This window comes from Dorea sp. 210702-DFI.3.125, from assembly GCF_020560945.1.
Classification (GTDB): Bacteria; Bacillota; Clostridia; order Lachnospirales; family Lachnospiraceae; genus Dorea; species Dorea formicigenerans.
The window spans coordinates 124337-140076 of record NZ_JAJCNF010000002.1 but is presented as its reverse complement, the minus strand read 5'-3'; the positions used below and the strand labels follow the sequence as shown (position 1 = coordinate 140076).

At 41.4% G+C, this 15740-nt stretch carries 15 protein-coding genes; 3 read left to right on the top strand and 12 right to left on the bottom strand.

Annotated features, from left to right (window positions below):
- Window positions 1–14 precede the first annotated feature (14 nt).
- From LI164_RS01765 to LI164_RS01735, 7 genes are all read right to left on the bottom strand, one after another.
- On the bottom strand, window positions 15–1202 hold the full coding sequence (locus LI164_RS01765) for a pyridoxal phosphate-dependent aminotransferase (protein ID WP_005334380.1): 1188 nt from the start codon (window positions 1200–1202) through the stop codon (window positions 15–17).
- Window positions 1199–2113, bottom strand: coding sequence for a DUF2156 domain-containing protein (locus LI164_RS01760; RefSeq protein ID WP_227086661.1), 915 nt, complete (start codon window positions 2111–2113; stop codon window positions 1199–1201). The genes LI164_RS01765 and LI164_RS01760 overlap by 4 nt, the downstream gene beginning before the upstream one ends.
- A gap of 211 nt (window positions 2114–2324) precedes the next feature.
- On the bottom strand, window positions 2325–3464 hold the full coding sequence (locus LI164_RS01755) for a M20 family metallopeptidase (protein ID WP_005334383.1): 1140 nt from the start codon (window positions 3462–3464) through the stop codon (window positions 2325–2327).
- A 42-nt stretch (window positions 3465–3506) separates the two neighbouring features.
- On the bottom strand, window positions 3507–4694 hold the full coding sequence (locus LI164_RS01750) for a MalY/PatB family protein (protein ID WP_227086660.1): 1188 nt from the start codon (window positions 4692–4694) through the stop codon (window positions 3507–3509).
- A 324-nt stretch (window positions 4695–5018) separates the two neighbouring features.
- Window positions 5019–5759 (bottom strand): amino acid ABC transporter ATP-binding protein, encoded by a 741-nt coding sequence (locus LI164_RS01745; protein ID WP_179974560.1) that lies wholly within the window; start codon window positions 5757–5759, stop codon window positions 5019–5021.
- A gap of 1 nt (window position 5760) precedes the next feature.
- On the bottom strand, window positions 5761–6471 hold the full coding sequence (locus LI164_RS01740; protein WP_227086659.1) for an amino acid ABC transporter permease: 711 nt from the start codon (window positions 6469–6471) through the stop codon (window positions 5761–5763).
- A 194-nt stretch (window positions 6472–6665) separates the two neighbouring features.
- Complete coding sequence (locus LI164_RS01735) at window positions 6666–7508, bottom strand: transporter substrate-binding domain-containing protein (RefSeq protein WP_173793617.1); 843 nt, start codon at window positions 7506–7508, stop codon at window positions 6666–6668.
- A 265-nt stretch (window positions 7509–7773) separates the two neighbouring features.
- On the opposite strand from LI164_RS01735, the gene LI164_RS01730 reads away from it, so the two are divergent.
- Window positions 7774–8427 (top strand): prepilin-type N-terminal cleavage/methylation domain-containing protein, encoded by a 654-nt coding sequence (locus tag LI164_RS01730; RefSeq protein ID WP_173793637.1) that lies wholly within the window; start codon window positions 7774–7776, stop codon window positions 8425–8427.
- A 290-nt stretch (window positions 8428–8717) separates the two neighbouring features.
- Here LI164_RS01730 and prfA read toward each other — a convergent pair whose 3' ends face one another.
- From prfA to rho, 5 genes are all read right to left on the bottom strand, one after another.
- On the bottom strand, window positions 8718–9788 hold the full coding sequence (gene prfA, locus LI164_RS01725; protein ID WP_029731587.1) for a peptide chain release factor 1: 1071 nt from the start codon (window positions 9786–9788) through the stop codon (window positions 8718–8720).
- A gap of 104 nt (window positions 9789–9892) precedes the next feature.
- Window positions 9893–10792, bottom strand: a complete 900-nt coding sequence (gene prmC, locus LI164_RS01720) for a peptide chain release factor N(5)-glutamine methyltransferase (RefSeq protein WP_147567828.1) — start codon at window positions 10790–10792, stop codon at window positions 9893–9895.
- Window positions 10755–11699: a DUF1385 domain-containing protein gene (locus LI164_RS01715; RefSeq protein ID WP_005337105.1), complete on the bottom strand. Its 945-nt coding sequence runs from the start codon at window positions 11697–11699 to the stop codon at window positions 10755–10757. Before LI164_RS01715 ends, prmC begins: the two co-directional genes overlap by 38 nt.
- A gap of 80 nt (window positions 11700–11779) precedes the next feature.
- Entirely contained in the window at window positions 11780–11980 is a 201-nt protein-coding gene (gene rpmE, locus LI164_RS01710) for a 50S ribosomal protein L31 (protein ID WP_005334394.1), read from the bottom strand.
- A gap of 103 nt (window positions 11981–12083) precedes the next feature.
- Window positions 12084–13433, bottom strand: a complete 1350-nt coding sequence (gene rho / locus LI164_RS01705; protein ID WP_029731591.1) for a transcription termination factor Rho — start codon at window positions 13431–13433, stop codon at window positions 12084–12086.
- A 233-nt stretch (window positions 13434–13666) separates the two neighbouring features.
- Here rho and LI164_RS01700 point away from each other — a divergent pair, with 233 nt between their 5' ends.
- Both LI164_RS01700 and LI164_RS01695 read left to right on the top strand, forming a co-directional pair.
- Window positions 13667–14815, top strand: a complete 1149-nt coding sequence (locus tag LI164_RS01700) for an NADP-dependent malic enzyme (protein ID WP_117605677.1) — start codon at window positions 13667–13669, stop codon at window positions 14813–14815.
- Window positions 14815–15738, top strand: coding sequence for a TIGR01212 family radical SAM protein (locus LI164_RS01695; RefSeq protein WP_117980700.1), 924 nt, complete (start codon window positions 14815–14817; stop codon window positions 15736–15738). Before LI164_RS01700 ends, LI164_RS01695 begins: the two co-directional genes overlap by 1 nt.
- The last annotated feature ends 2 nt before the right edge of the window (window positions 15739–15740 follow it).

Below are 15740 nucleotides of genomic sequence, written 5' to 3'. Positions count from 1 at the left end.
GCGACCTCTGAACATTACATGTATTCCTTTGCCAGTTCTTTGAATTTAGGAAGCGAATTCACGATTGTCTCATGAGATACACAATATGCCAGTCTTACATATCCCGGACACGCAAAGGAACTACCTGGTACCATCAGGATATTATATTTCTTTCCTGCATTACAGAATTCCTTTTCATCTGCAACTGGTGATTTTACAAAGAGATAGAATGCTCCCTGTGGTTTGATGCATTCAAATCCACATTCTTTCAATCCGTTATATAGATCTTCTCTGTTTCTGTTGTAGAAAGAAAGGTCTGTCTTTGCATCCAGGCATTTTTCTACTACTTTCTGCTGCAGAGTTGGTGCATTTACAAAACCTAAGATTCTTGTTGCCACATTGGCAGCGGAAAGAAGATCTTCACTGTCTGCAACCTCATCCGGAATAACAAGATATCCTATACGTTCTCCTGGAAGTGACAGGGATTTACTAAAAGAATATCCTACAATCGTATTATCATAATATTTCGTCAGGTATGGAACTTCCACTCCATCATAAGCAAGTTCACGATATGGTTCGTCAGAAATCAGGAAAATCTCTGTTCCATATTCTTTCTGTTTGGCCTCCATGATTGCCGCTAACTTCTTGATCGTCTCCTCTGAATATACAACACCTGTCGGGTTATTCGGCGTATTTACAATGACAGCTTTTGTCTTTGGTGTAATCTTCTGCTCAAATTCATCAAGCTTTGGCTGAAAATCAACTGTATTCGGGGAAATCTCGACCAGAACTCCATCATAGTTATTTGTATAAGAACGATATTCTCCAAAATATGGTGCAAATGCAATCACTTCATCTCCGGGATTGATCAGAGATTTTAAAATGACATTCAATCCACCTGCCGCTCCGACAGTCATGACAATGTTCTTGCCGGAAAATTTTGTATCAAATCTTTCATTCAGAGACTTTGCAATTGCCTCTCTTACTTCCGGATATCCACTGTTACTGTTCGTATAGCCATGAAGCACAACCGGATCTGTGTCATTGACCAGTTCGACAATTGCATCTTTTACAATCTGCGGTGCCGGAACATTCGGATTCCCAAGGCTGAAATCAAATACATTCTCACGTCCGTAAATTCCTGCCAGACGTGTTCCTTCCTCAAACATTGCACGAATAGCGGAACTGTTCGCTACCATATTTTTCATTTTATCTGCTATCATTTTTCTATCTCCTTTTCATGTACATGTCCTTTTTCTACCATAAATACTGGTTTATAGGAAAGCTTTGCTTTTCTGAGTCCCTCAGAACCGGCATCATCTTCCCGATTCACATATTTGTAATCCATACACTCATGTTCTACAAATTGCTGATTGATCATAGTATATGCTCCGGGCACATCTGCATAAGCTTTCTCTATGTGAACAACAAATGTATCCGGGCAGATTGGTTCTCCGATGGTAAATGCTACGATTTTACCATCAATTCGAAGGATACCGCCCTTCAGGTCAAGTTCTTCAAAAAGTCTGAGTGCATTCATTGTCACACACATCTCTGCATTCTTATCTGTATCATCATTACAGCCATTCTCTTTTCTCCACTTCAAAGCCATCTGGAAACATTCCTCCAGATTCTCTTTTTTCATGGATTCGTAGCTCCAGCGTCCTTCAAATTCTTTTCGGAATCGATTCACATGGTTCTTCTTTCCATGCATCTTCTTACCAGACAAAGTCGCTAACTTCTCGCTTTCATAGACATAATCCGCTTCGTCCCGGTCATACTCAATCTCGAATCTTCCCGGATACCAGCTTTCCAGTCGTGCAAAATCATCCGGTGTCACATTATACATACGGAACGGATAACCTCGCTCCTCACTATATGTTTTCATCTTATCCAATGCACGCTTCACATGTTCATCTGTCCCTGCCGGAAATGCATAGGCAACATGTCCCTCATCTTCACTTTTGAACACCATGGCTCCTTCAACAATCGCCCATTTTACCGGGTACTGCCTGGACCATAAAAACGCATTGACAAATGTACGTTCACAACTTCTGCTCGGATGCTCATCGAAATACTTTGTCATGATTTCCTTGTCTTCCAGCTCTGTTCTCTTAAAAATAATATCTTTCATTCTATGCTCCAATTCAAAACTAGTAAAGAGCACATCCGACGAAGGAATTCCCCGCCATTGTACTCATCGCAGTTCTCGTCCATCTGATAACTGTAATTTTTACTCTTCCGAGTATAGCACATTTTCTATACTCATTACAAGGCATGCCCCTAATATCATCTATGTGCTTTTTACTGCTCTGCCAAAAAACAAAGCTTCATAGCTGCAATATCTATGAAGCTTTAAGCGCTTTCTTCACAATCTCACTCATCAGTTTGGAAGCTCCCAAAAGTGCTGCCGGATCTACTGTGAATTTAGAATTATGCGCCGGATATTTTCCCCCGGTCCCCACATGAAAAAATGCTCCCGGAACCAACTCCTGATAACAGGAAAAATCTTCTCCTCCCATCTCCGGATGCTGCAAGGTTACATGGAATCCTTCTTCCATTGCTTCTTTTCGCACAAGTTCTGCCAGATCTGCATCATTGTTCGTTGCCGGACAGCCCGGGATCCATGTAAATTCCACCTGATAACCTTCCCGCTCCAGACCTTCAGCCTGTGCCTGCATCAGTTTCACAATCTGCTCACGCACTTTGGGATTAAATGTGCGAACGGTTCCTTCTAGCCTGGCGGTCTCTGGGATAATGTTCCAGCTTGTGCCTGATGTAAAACGAGTCACACTGATAACTGCCGTCTCCGTCGGACTGATTCTTCGGCTTACAATTTCCTGAAGACTTCCTACCAGTCTTGCTGCTGCCGGGATCGGATCCAGACCCGTCTGCGGGGCGCTTCCGTGGCATCCCATTCCTTTTACCGTATATAAGAACCGGTCTACCGCCGCTGAAAATGGACCTGGTGCAATTGCAATCGTTCCGACTGGCATGTTTTGTTTTGTGTGAAGTCCAAAGATTTTTTCAATCTTATATTTTTCAAACATTCCGGTATTTACAACTTTTTCACCACCATGTTCTGCTTCTTCGGCAGGTTGAAACAATAAAATGACGGTACCTTTTATATGCTCTCTCTCTCCTCCAAGAAGTTTTGCCACTCCAAGAAGTGCTGTCGTGTGGAAATCATGTCCACAAGCATGCATACAGCCATCATTTTCTGAACTGTAAGAAAGTCCACTCTCTTCCAGGATCGGCAGCGCATCAATATCCGCTCTGATTGCAACAACACGCCCTGGCTCTTTTCCCTCGATCCTTGCAAGCGCTCCTGTATCAAGTCCCAGATTCAAAAGCTCCACACCTTCTGTCTGTTTTAATACATTTTTTACATAGTTGGTTGTCTCATACTCCTTTAATGCAAGTTCCGGATGTCTGTGCAGCCATTGAAAATGTTCCAATAAGTATGTCTGTAGTTCTTCTGCCATCACGATTTTCCTCCTGTCTTATCTACCATTCTTTACAAATCCCTAGTTCAAGAATGCCTCTGCATTCAAAGCATCTCTAAGCTGATCCATTGCCTGCCTTAACGTCTGACGCGGGCATGCGATATTGATTCGTTCAAATCCTTCTCCTACTGCCCCAAAAATAAATCCCGGATCCAGCCAGAGATTTGCCTTATCAACGACCAGATGTTCCAGTTCTTCTACTGATAACCCCAGTTCTCTGCAATCCAGCCAAAGCAGATAAGTTCCTTCCGGCTCAATAAGCCTGATTTTCGGAATCTCCTGTTTCAGATAATCCCGGACGAAGTCCACATTTCCCTGAAGATATACAAGTAACTCTTCCAACCATTCTTCGCCGTTTTCATAAGCAGCCTGACACGCTTCCATTCCCATCAGATTCGGCTGGCTGTAGCCCGCTTGCATCACTTCGTGTTTAAATTTCTCACGCAGCTTTGGATTGGAAATGATAATGTTGGAAAGTTGAAGCCCTGCCACATTAAATGTTTTTGATGGCGCGGTACATGTGACAGTAATATCTGCAATCTCTTCTGAAATAGATGCCATCATCTGATGTTTATGTCCTTTGTATACAATATCACTGTGGATCTCATCGCTGACAAGTGTCACGTGATATTTCAAGCAGAGCGCTGCAACTTTTTCCAACTCTTCTCTTTTCCACACACGTCCTACCGGGTTGTGCGGACTGCAGAAAAGTAATAATTTTACATCATTTTCCCGGATTTTCTTCTCTATATCCTCAAAGTCAATGGTGTAGTGCCCATCTTCTAATTTTAATGGACTTCCAATCAGCTTTCTTCCATTGTCTTCAATGACCTCTCTGAACGGGTAGTAAACCGGCTGCAGCATCAGAACACTTTCTCCCGGCTCTGTGTAGGCTTTTACTGCCATTGCAAGTGCAAACACAATTCCTGGTGTCTTGATGATCCAGTCACTCTCGATTTCCCAGTCAAATCTTCTCTTATACCAGGATTTCACTGCTCTGAAATAATCCTCCAGGGTATCACTGTACCCAAATATACCATGCTCTACAATCTCAAATAAGCGCTCTCTGACTGCTTTTGGTGCCTGAAAATCCATATCTGCCACCCAAAGTGGAAGTATATCCGCTTTCTTTCCTCTTACTGTCGCAAAATCATATTTTAAAGAATGTGTTCCTTTTCGATTGATTACTTTATCAAAATCTGTTGCCATATTTATTTTCTCCTTCATTTTCGCAATTGCCTGTTGTCTTCAAATATTTTAGGACAGGGACTTCTTTAAAAAGTACCTGTCCCAGATTTAATTTTCTTATTTCAGCTTTCTCATCTGTCTTCATTTTATATTCAAGTCGAACGTCCGTGAGACTTGGCGCGTGATTCTGGTCAGAGAAGCTGACATATTCCTATCAGAATCACTGCGCATCTTCGCGGAGCGTTTATCTCAGGCGGAGACCTAACTCCCACTGAGACAAATTTGCTATTACTCACCACCTGAAGTGGGAGTCTTCTCGACTGAGATAAAACTTTTTATTGTTTCTTACAATTCTGCCATCTCCAAAAATGCTCTTGTACGTTCATTCTCCGGATTATTAAACAATTTCTCCGGTGTATTGTCTTCTACAATCTGTCCACCTTCCAGGAATAAGATTCTGGAGGCAACATTTTTTACAAAGCGCATCTCATGGGATACTACGATCATCGTCATTCCATCTGCTGCAATTTCTTTCATAACATCAAGAACTCCCCCGATCCACTCCGGATCAAGAGCACTTGTTGGCTCATCAAACAGCATAACCTGCGGTTCTGCTGCAAGTGCTCTCGCTATTCCTACTCTCTGCTGCTGCCCTCCGGAAAGACGTACCGGGTATTCATCTCTCTTCTCGATCAGTCCGACACGTTCCAGCAAATGTTCTGCTTTCTCCACTGCCTGGACTTTCGGCATCTTCTGAACCCGAATCAGTCCTTCCGTAATATTCTCCAGAGCAGTCTTGTTCTTCCAGAGATTATAATGCTGAAATACCATGCTCGTCTTTTCTCTGAGTGCCCGGATTTGTTGTTTATTCTCTTTTCCGGCTTCAATTGTAACTCCATCAATGGTAACTCTCCCTGCATCTGGTACATTTAACCAGTTGAGAGAACGAAGAAGCGTTGTCTTACCGCCTCCGCTTGGTCCGATCAGCGTTACAACTTCACCTTTTTCTATCTGAAAATCCAGATTTTTCAAAACCTGATTATCACCAAAAGCTTTACAAAGTCCTCTTACTTCTACTATCGACATCTTAATTTCTCCTCTCTTTTCTACGCACATAGGTCTCTATCTTTGCAAGCAGACGTTCCAAAAGCATACAGCATACCCAGTAAATCAAAGATACTGCAATATATACCTCAAAGTAACGATAGGATCTCGCTCCAACGATTCTTGCCTGTGCCATAATATCTACAACTGCAATGTTAAATACAAGAGAAGTCTCTTTTAATAATGATATAAAGTTATTGCCCAGACTTGGAAGTGCTACGACAAATGCCTGCGGGATTACAACACTTATAAGCGCCTGCCACTTCGTCATATTCAAGCTATAACAAGCTTCTACCTGTCCTTCATCTACGGACATCAATGCACTGCGGATAATCTCTGACATATATGCCGCTGCATTAAGTCCCAGTGTAATAATTGCGAATACGACCGGGTGGATTCCGTTAATATCAAAACTTGTTCCCCATGCTTCGTTCATCACACGAAGCAGTATCGGGATTCCGTAATACACAAGCACCAACTGTACCATAGTCGGCGTACCACGGATAAATGATATGTATACTTTCGCAACTGTCTTAAGTACCCGTACTTCAAAATAACGGGCCAACGCAATAAAGAACCCTACAATCAGTCCTGCTACACAACTGGCAATTGTAATCAGAAGTGTAATCGGCAGATATACTGCTATCTGCGGAATGGACTGTATCAGAAATTCAACACTAAATATTTTCCCCATCTCTTTTACACCAATCTTTCTCTTTTATTCGGAACTCTTGTGGTTTCCGGTACAACTTATGAATCGCCCTATAGAAATTCGTGCAAGAACGATTTCTGTAAAACAATGTATTGCACAAAATGCACGTCGCATCTCATACGGCGTGCATCTTACATTTTTTCTTATTTCTTTAAAGATATAAGACACTTTCTCGATTATAATTGTGGTGCATAATCTCCATCAAGATACTTCTCAGATAATTCTTTTAATGTACCATTTTCAATCAACGTCTTCAGACTGTCATCAATAATCTTTTTCAGCTTCTCTCCTGACTCGTCCTGTCTCAGAAGCATGTATGTAGTTGTCTCATCACCAGTCTCAAATGGAAGACACTCTAGTTCATTGTCAAGTCCCTGCTCTTTGAGAACATAATCAGCAGTTACTTTAATAGAAGCAATATGTGCATCTGCTCTTCCGTTAATAACTTCCTGAAGCATCTTGCTCATATCTCCATCTGCATACATAATATTGGCTGCTTTGTCCGGATGCTCTTTGTTATAATTCTCAAGCCAGTTTGTCTGTGCTCCTGAGGTTGCAGATACAATCGTTTTTCCTGCAATACTGTTTACATCACTGGAAATATCTGTACGGTCTTTTTTAAATACAATTGCTGCCTGAGTCTCTGTATATGGAATATCCGGGAAAAGATATTTCTGCTCACGCTCTTCATTCTTACCACACTGGCTGGCAATCACATCAATCTTGCCAGACTCGAGAGCTGTAAAGATTCCATCCCAGCCTGTTGCTTCATATTTAAATTCAACATCTGGATTCAGATCATCAATTGCCTTCATGACTGCAATATCATATCCGTCCGGTTCGCCTTTTTCATTTACAAGGTTGAACGGAGGATATGCTCCTTCTGTTCCAACTGTATAAGTGGTAACTCCGGAATTGTCAGATTCTTTTTTATCATCTGCTGATTTTCCACAACCAGCCATCATACTTGCTACCATTCCTACTATCAATAATGTACTTAATACTTTTTTCTTCTTCATAACTGATCACTCCTTACAAGTTTTTTTCATTAGTTTTTATGTTCTTGACTTTTCCTATTATAATTGTAAGAATTTAGTTTGTCTATGTTTAGATTTTTATAGTTTGCTATAGGATATAATTATAGCAATATCTGAATTGATTGAATTGATTTTTGTTTTTCTTGACGTTTTCCTATATATACGGTATCATTAATTATATTATGTGTAATCATTTTTATTATATGATACCAAAAACTCAACAACATTATATTATAGAGAGAAGACGATAATTATAAAATCAGAAAAGAAAAAACAGGGTTTCACATTAGTAGAACTCATTGTGGTTCTGACAATCCTTGCAATTCTTGCCGCACTTTTGATTCCGGCTTTAACCGGATACATACGAAAGGCAAAAGAAAAAGCAATTATAACAGAAGCAACCGATACTTGGAAAGCTGCACAGGCAGCCATGTCAGAATGCTATGCTATGTATCCTGAAAGCTTTACAAACCCTGATCCCACTAAACCGCCATGCAGATTTGCAACGGAAATCGATGGCAAAAGAATAAAGAATCTGGGCAGAATTACGAACGCTGCTCTGAATGCTGTACAGAGAAATCCCAATGACAAAACAGAAATCAATACATCCAGCAGAAGAATTGCCCGACAGGTATTATCTTATCTGGATAGTGCTGATAAATCTAATGCACAGTACCTTTTCACTGCGCCTTCTGGAAAAAATACATGGGACACTACATTTAATGATTATTTTGGAGCAAAATATGATTCTAATGCTGTACTGCTTCAGATTTTCCATACAACAGACGGAAAAGTTGTTGCAATTAACTTTGGCAAAGACGGTTATATGGTAACAATAGTTCCCGGCAAGGAAACTACATGTGTATATAACGGGAAATCTTTAAAATCAATCGAAGGCTAAAAAGAGGAGTCAGTTTGCTGCAAGCAGCATCTGGCTCCTCTTTTCTTTTTCATAGCACGAACGCCCACTTCGATTCCGCTCTGCTCCATCTCAGTGCTCGTTTGACTCACATAGATTAAAATAAGAGTACTCTGGCTCTCGTGCTTCGCTATGATGGCATGCACCCGCCCACCTCGATTCCGCTTTGCTTCTTCTCGGTGCTCGTTTGCATTCTCACACAATATAACAAAAGGACGATTCTCCCTGCAAGCAGGTTTAATCGTCCTTCCGTTATATTATGCCCTCATAGCTTATTCGTCCATGTTTGCGAGTTTTTTGGCTTGATCGGCAGCGATGCAGGCATCGATGATTTCCTGGATATCGCCGTTCATGATCTTGTCTAGTTTGTATAATGTCAGACCTATACGGTGATCTGTGACACGTCCCTGTGGGAAGTTATAAGTACGGATTTTCTCAGAGCGGTCTCCTGTTCCGATCTGGCTCTTTCTTGCTTCTGCCTCTGCATCATGCTGCTTCTGACATTCCAAATCGTAAAGTTTTGCACGCAGAAGTGCAAATGCTTTTTCTTTATTCTGCAGCTGTGATTTCTCTGTCTGGCTGTAGATTACAATTCCAGTTGGATAGTGAGTCAGACGTACAGCGGAGTCTGTTGTATTGACACACTGTCCTCCGTTTCCTGATGCTCTCATAACATCGATACGGATATCTTTCTCATCGATATGAACATCCACATCTTCTGCCTCCGGCATAACTGCTACTGTGATTGTTGATGTGTGGATACGTCCGCCACTTTCTGTCTCCGGCACACGCTGCACGCGGTGTACTCCGGATTCGTATTTCATCATAGAATATGCGCCCTGTCCATCAATCATAAATGTAACATTCTTCATACCACCGATTCCAATTTCTTCGCACTCTACCAGTTCCACTTTCCAGCGTTTACTCTCTGCATAATGCAGATACATACGATAAATTTCTGCAGCAAAAAGTGCTGCTTCATCTCCACCGGCACCAGCACGGATCTCAACTACTACGTTCTTGTCATCATTAGGGTCTTTTGGAAGCAACAGGATCTTAAGCTCATGCTCAAGCTCTTCTACTCTTGCTTTCGACTCATTCAACTCCTCTTTTGCAAGTTCTCGCATATCTTCGTCAGACTCTTCATTCAGAAGTTCCAGACTTTCTTCAATGTTCTGCTTGCATGCTTTATATTCTTTGTATGCTTCTACGATTGGTGTAAGCTCACTTTGTTCTTTCATGAGCTTACGGAAACGGTTTGGGTCACTTGCCACATCCGGTTCCTGAAGTTCGCTCAAGATTTCTTCTAATCGAATTAGCAGATCTTCTAATTTATCAAACATCTCTATCTCCTCCTGTTTACCTACAATATTACTATAACTGCCATATACCGGCGCAAACATTAAACATAATCCTCACTTCGGTATTCTCTATCCTGACCAATGTCTCACATTTTTGTTCGACTTGAATTTTCTACAACTCTTTTATTGTACATGCCACACACTACACGGTCAAGTCCTGCCAGATCCTTTTTCACATATATATTGCAAAATCCTGCATTTTTCATAAGCTTTGATACATCTTCTGCCTGGTCATGACCGATCTCGAACATGAGCCATGCACCATCATTCAAATGTGAAATGCTTTCGCTTACAATTCTTCTGTAAAAGTAAAGTCCGTCTTCATGTCCGTCAAGCGCAATCCACGGATCATGAAGCTTTACTTCGTCCTCCAGTCCCTGGATCACTTCCGTTCTAATATATGGTGGGTTTGACACAATAAGATCAAAACTTTCAGATACATTTTCAAAAATGTCACTCTGTACCCATATAACAGGAACCTTAAGTCTCTGAGCGTTCTTTTTTGCCACTTCAAGCGCATCTGCTGATATATCTGCGCCAACCGCTTTCACCCCTGTAATGTGCTTTCTTTCTGCCGCATACTTTAAAAGACTGATCGGTATACAGCCCGAACCAGTACACATATCCAGCACATGCATATCCGGTCTTATCACTTTCAATGCTTCTTCCACCAGATTCTCTGTATCCTGTCTTGGTATAAGCACATGCTCATTAACAAGAAATTCATATCCCATAAACTCCTGACTTCCCGTAATATGCTGAAGTGGAATTCTTCGTGCACGCTTTTCCAGATATTCCCAATACCGTTTCGCTTCCTCTTCCGAAATATTTTTTTCCGGATTTCCATAGTAGGAAGCACGACTGATTCCAGTCACATATTCCAGTAAATACCATGCATCGATTTGAGCATCTGGTATCTGTCTGCTTTCCAGATACGCAGATCCTTCTTTATAAATCCTCTGCAGTTTTAAAATTCTCTGCTTCATATGCTCTCCAATCAAATACTGCTTCTACTGCCTGTATTGCCACTTCAATCATTGAGTCGTCCGGTTCTTTCGTTGTCAGCTTCTGGATTGCAAGTCCTGGTCTGCTCAAAAGATTGATAATCGGATTCTCACTTCTTCCTGCAAGTTTCAGTACTTCATAAGAAATTCCTGCAATGACCGGAATCAGGGCAATTCTCACGATCACACGCATCAGCGGTGATTCCACCTGAATCAACATCAACAAAATAATACTGATTGCCAGTACGAAGAATAAGAAGCTTGTTCCACAGCGCTTATGCTGTCTGGAACTGATTCTGACATTATCAACGGTAAGCGGAAGTCCATGCTCAATGCAATTGATGCATTTGTGCTCCGCGCCATGGTACATAAATGTTCTCTGGATATCATCCATTCTTGAAATCAATGCAATATAGAGAATAAATATACCAATCCTCACAAATCCTTCCACTAATGTTCTCAAATGATACGATGGCATCAGTGGTTTTAATAATGAAGACAGAAAATACGGCAGAACCATAAATACTGCTACTGCAATTACTACAGATATTGCAACTGTCGCATTCATCATCCATTTTTCCTGTTTTTCCTTCTTTGCGATTTCTTCCTCTGTCAGTTCTTTTTCGCTTTTTACTTCCTCTTCGTCCTCATAAAATTCAGCTGAAAACATCAACGTCTTAATTCCCAGAACCATAGAATCTATAAAATTGAACACCCCTCTGATAAACGGAATCTTCGTTAAAGCTTTCCATTTGATCACACTGTGATATTCTTCCTTCTGTACAAAAATCTCTCCATCCGGTTTTCTCACTGCAACCGCATAGTCGTCTCCATGTCTCATCATAATTCCTTCAAGGACTGCCTGTCCCCCAATATTGGATGACTTCATATAATTGCTCTCCTCATATCTGATATAAATAGAAGAAAGGGTTGAGATTTAAAAAACCTCAACCCCGATAACCTTCGAACTTATTTCATTCCGTACTTCTTGTTGAACTTATCAACACGGCCACGAGCCTGTGTTGCTTTCTGCTGTCCTGTGTAGAACGGATGACACTTAGAACAGATTTCTACGTGGATATCTTCTTTTGTAGATCCTGTTACGAATGTGTTACCACAGTTGCAAGTTACAGTTGCCTGATAGTATGCTGGATGTATTCCTTCTTTCATGATTTTCACCTCTTCTTTATTATTGTTGCGTTTATTTTAGTTGCGTCAAACGCGAATATTTTCTAAACAGCTTTCTTATTGTACCACACGATTGCCAGCTTGTCTATAATATTTTTTTCTTTTTTACCATTTCAATCAACTCATTGTTGTTCTTTGTATTGGAAAACATATTCAGGATACTCTCCACCGCCTCTTCCGCACGCATTCCATTGAGTGCACGGCGCATGATCTCCACAGCTTCCTGCTCATCTTTGTTAAGAAGCAGATCTTCTCTACGAGTGCTTGACTTCGGTATATCAATAGCAGGGAACATTCTTTTTTCAGAAAGCTTACGGTCAAGTACCAGTTCCATGTTACCTGTTCCTTTAAACTCCTCATATACAACATCGTCCATCTTGCTTCCTGTATCTACCAGTGCTGTAGCGAGAATTGTAAGGCTTCCACCCTCACGCATATTTCTTGCAGCACCAAAGAAACGCTTTGGCATATGAAGCGCTGCAGGATCAAGACCACCGGAAAGTGTTCTTCCGGATGGTGAAACAGTCAGGTTATACGCTCTTGCAAGACGTGTGATGCTGTCAAGCAAGATCATAACATCTTTCTTATGTTCTACAAGACGCTTTGCACGTTCGATGACCATTTCAGATACTCTCTTATGATGCTCTGGAAGCTCATCAAATGTAGAGTAAATAATCTCTACATTGTCTCCTTGAATGGTCTCTTTAATATCCGTAACTTCCTCCGGACGTTCATCAATCAGAAGAATCAGAAGATGCACTTCCGGATTATTCTTAAGAACAGACAATGCAACTTCTTTTAAAAGTGTTGTCTTACCGGCTTTCGGAGGTGATACGATCATTCCTCTCTGACCTTTACCAATTGGAGAAAGCAAGTCCATAATTCTCATAGACGTGCTTGTCTTGCCACACTCCAGACGCATTCTCTCATTTGGAAAAATCGGTGTCATCTTCTCGAAACTGCTACGTGTGAGAAGTTCCATTGGATCTGTATCATTCACTTTAGTCAAATATAACAGTGCGCTGAACTTCTCCTGCTGTGTCTTAATACGAGTATGTCCCTCCAAAATATCTCCAGTCTTCAGATTGAATCTACGGATCTGAGACGGCGAAATATAGATATCATTATCTCCTGGAAGATAATTATCACTTCGGATAAATCCGAACCCATCTGGCATAACCTCCAGAATTCCGCGTGCAACAATGCCACTGTCCAGGCGGTCAATATCATGGATTTCTTTATCTCCGGTATTCGCAGACATCTCTTTTACTGTCTCACGCTTTTCCTGTTTTTCTTTTTCCTGTTCTTTTTCATCTTCCTGTAACATCAATTCGATTACCTGGGCCTTTTTCATTGTAGAAATACCTTTCAGGCCTCTTGCTTTTGCAAGTTCTTTTAACGTCGTCAACGGTAATGTTTCATATTTTTCTTTCATCATCGCTTTATATTCCTTTCAATTATAGGCTTATGTGTCATCACGGGATTCTTTGTCAGAATAGACTTCATCTGAAACTAAAGTTTATTATACTACAAATGTTTCGCTTTTAAAAGCCTTTTTTCAAAGACATTTCTTGATTTGGTAATCTTAAAATGATATGATGGTATACAAGGGGTGACCTTGTTCAAATCCCCATATACAAAATATAGTAGAAAAAGGTGGTATTTAACGTGACAAATCAAGAAAAAGCTCTGAAAATGCACGAAGAATGGAACGGCAAACTTGAAACCATCGCAAAGTCTCATGTAAAGACTCGCGAAGATCTGGCAATTGCTTACACACCGGGTGTTGCTGAGCCATGCAAAGTTATCGCTGAAGATAAAGAAGCCGCATACAAATATACAATCAAATCCAACACAATTGCTGTTGTATCTGACGGAAGTGCCGTGCTTGGACTTGGCAATATAGGACCGCTGGCTGCCATGCCTGTTATGGAAGGAAAAGCTGTCCTTTTCAAAGAATTCGGTGGTGTCAATGCTGTGCCGATCTGCCTGGACACTCAGGATACTGAAGAAATCATCAAAACTGTTGTAAATATTGCTCCTGCTTTCGGAGGCATTAACTTAGAAGACATCAGTGCTCCAAGATGCTTTGAAATTGAGGAACGTCTGAAAGAGCTTCTCGACATTCCTGTTTTCCACGACGATCAGCACGGAACTGCCATTGTGGTTCTTGCCGGAATCATTAATGCATTAAAAGTAACAGGAAAAGACAAAGAGACCTGTAAAGTCGTTGTAAATGGTGCCGGAAGTGCCGGTGTTGCAATCACAAAACTGCTTCTCACATACGGATTTTCTCATATTACAATGTGCGATATCAGTGGAATCCTCGGAAAAGATTCTCAGAATCTGAATTGGATGCAGAAAAAGATGGTCGAAGTAACAAATCTGGAAGGCAAAAAAGGAACCCTTGCTGATGCATTGAATGGTGCAGACATCTTTGTCGGTGTATCTGCTCCGAATATTGTCACAAAAGAAATGGTCGCTTCCATGAACAAAGATGCTATCCTCTTTGCGATGGCCAACCCTGTACCAGAGATCATGCCAGACCTCGCAAAAGAAGCCGGAGCAAAAGTTGTTGGAACCGGACGTTCAGACTTCCCGAACCAGGTCAACAATGTCGTTGCTTTCCCTGGAATCTTCAAAGGCGCTCTGGAAGGACGCGCAACTAAGATTACAGAAGAGATGAAACTTGCAACTGCAAAAGCAATCGCAAGCCTTGTTCCGGATGAAGAACTGAACGAAAACAATATTCTTCCGGAAGCTTTCGACCCTCGCGTTGCAGACGTTGTAAGCGAAGCTGTGAAGGAATTGATTTAATGGCTGTTTACTGGGGCGAAAAGAGATACCATTCTCTGGACTATTATCTCAAAAACACCTATGGCAGCAAATTATATAAACTATCACTGAACGGAGGCATGACTTGTCCGAACCGGGATGGAACATGCGGAACCCGTGGCTGTATTTTTTGCAGCCAGGGTGGTTCTGGTGATTTTGCCGAATCACCTTCCGAGACGATTCGTGAACAGATTGAACATGGAAAATCCAAAGTCGCCGCCAAATATGGAGGCGGTTCTTATATTGCATACTTTCAAGCATATACGAACACTTATGCACCTGTAGACTACCTTCGTAAAATATTTACTGAGGCAATCATGCACCCGGATATCAGAATTCTTTCTGTTGCAACAAGACCGGACTGTCTCGGCGAAGATATTTTAAATCTTCTTCATGAATTAAATCAGATCAAACCTGTCTGGATTGAACTTGGACTTCAGACAATTCATGAAGATACGGCATCTTATATCCGGCGCGGCTATGATCTTCCGGTATTTGAACATGCATTAAAGAGACTTCGTCAACTGGGTATTCCGGTAATCGTACACACGATTCTCGGACTTCCAGGAGAAGATATCAAGCGGAATCTTGAGACTATGCATTATCTGAATGATCACCACATTCAGGGAATCAAGCTACAGCTTTTACATGTTCTGAAATACACAGATCTCGCGGACGATTACCTGACAGGCAGATTTTCTGTTTATTCCATGGAAGAATATTTTGAAGTCTTAAGTTCCTGTATCTGCAATCTGAGTCCGGATATCGTCATTCATCGGCTCACCGGGGACGGTCCAAAAGATCTTCTGATTGCTCCTACCTGGAGCACAAACAAACGACATGTCTTAAACCAGATGCAGTCCTGGTTCAAGATTCACGACATCTGGCAGGGAAAGGAGTTGTAAAT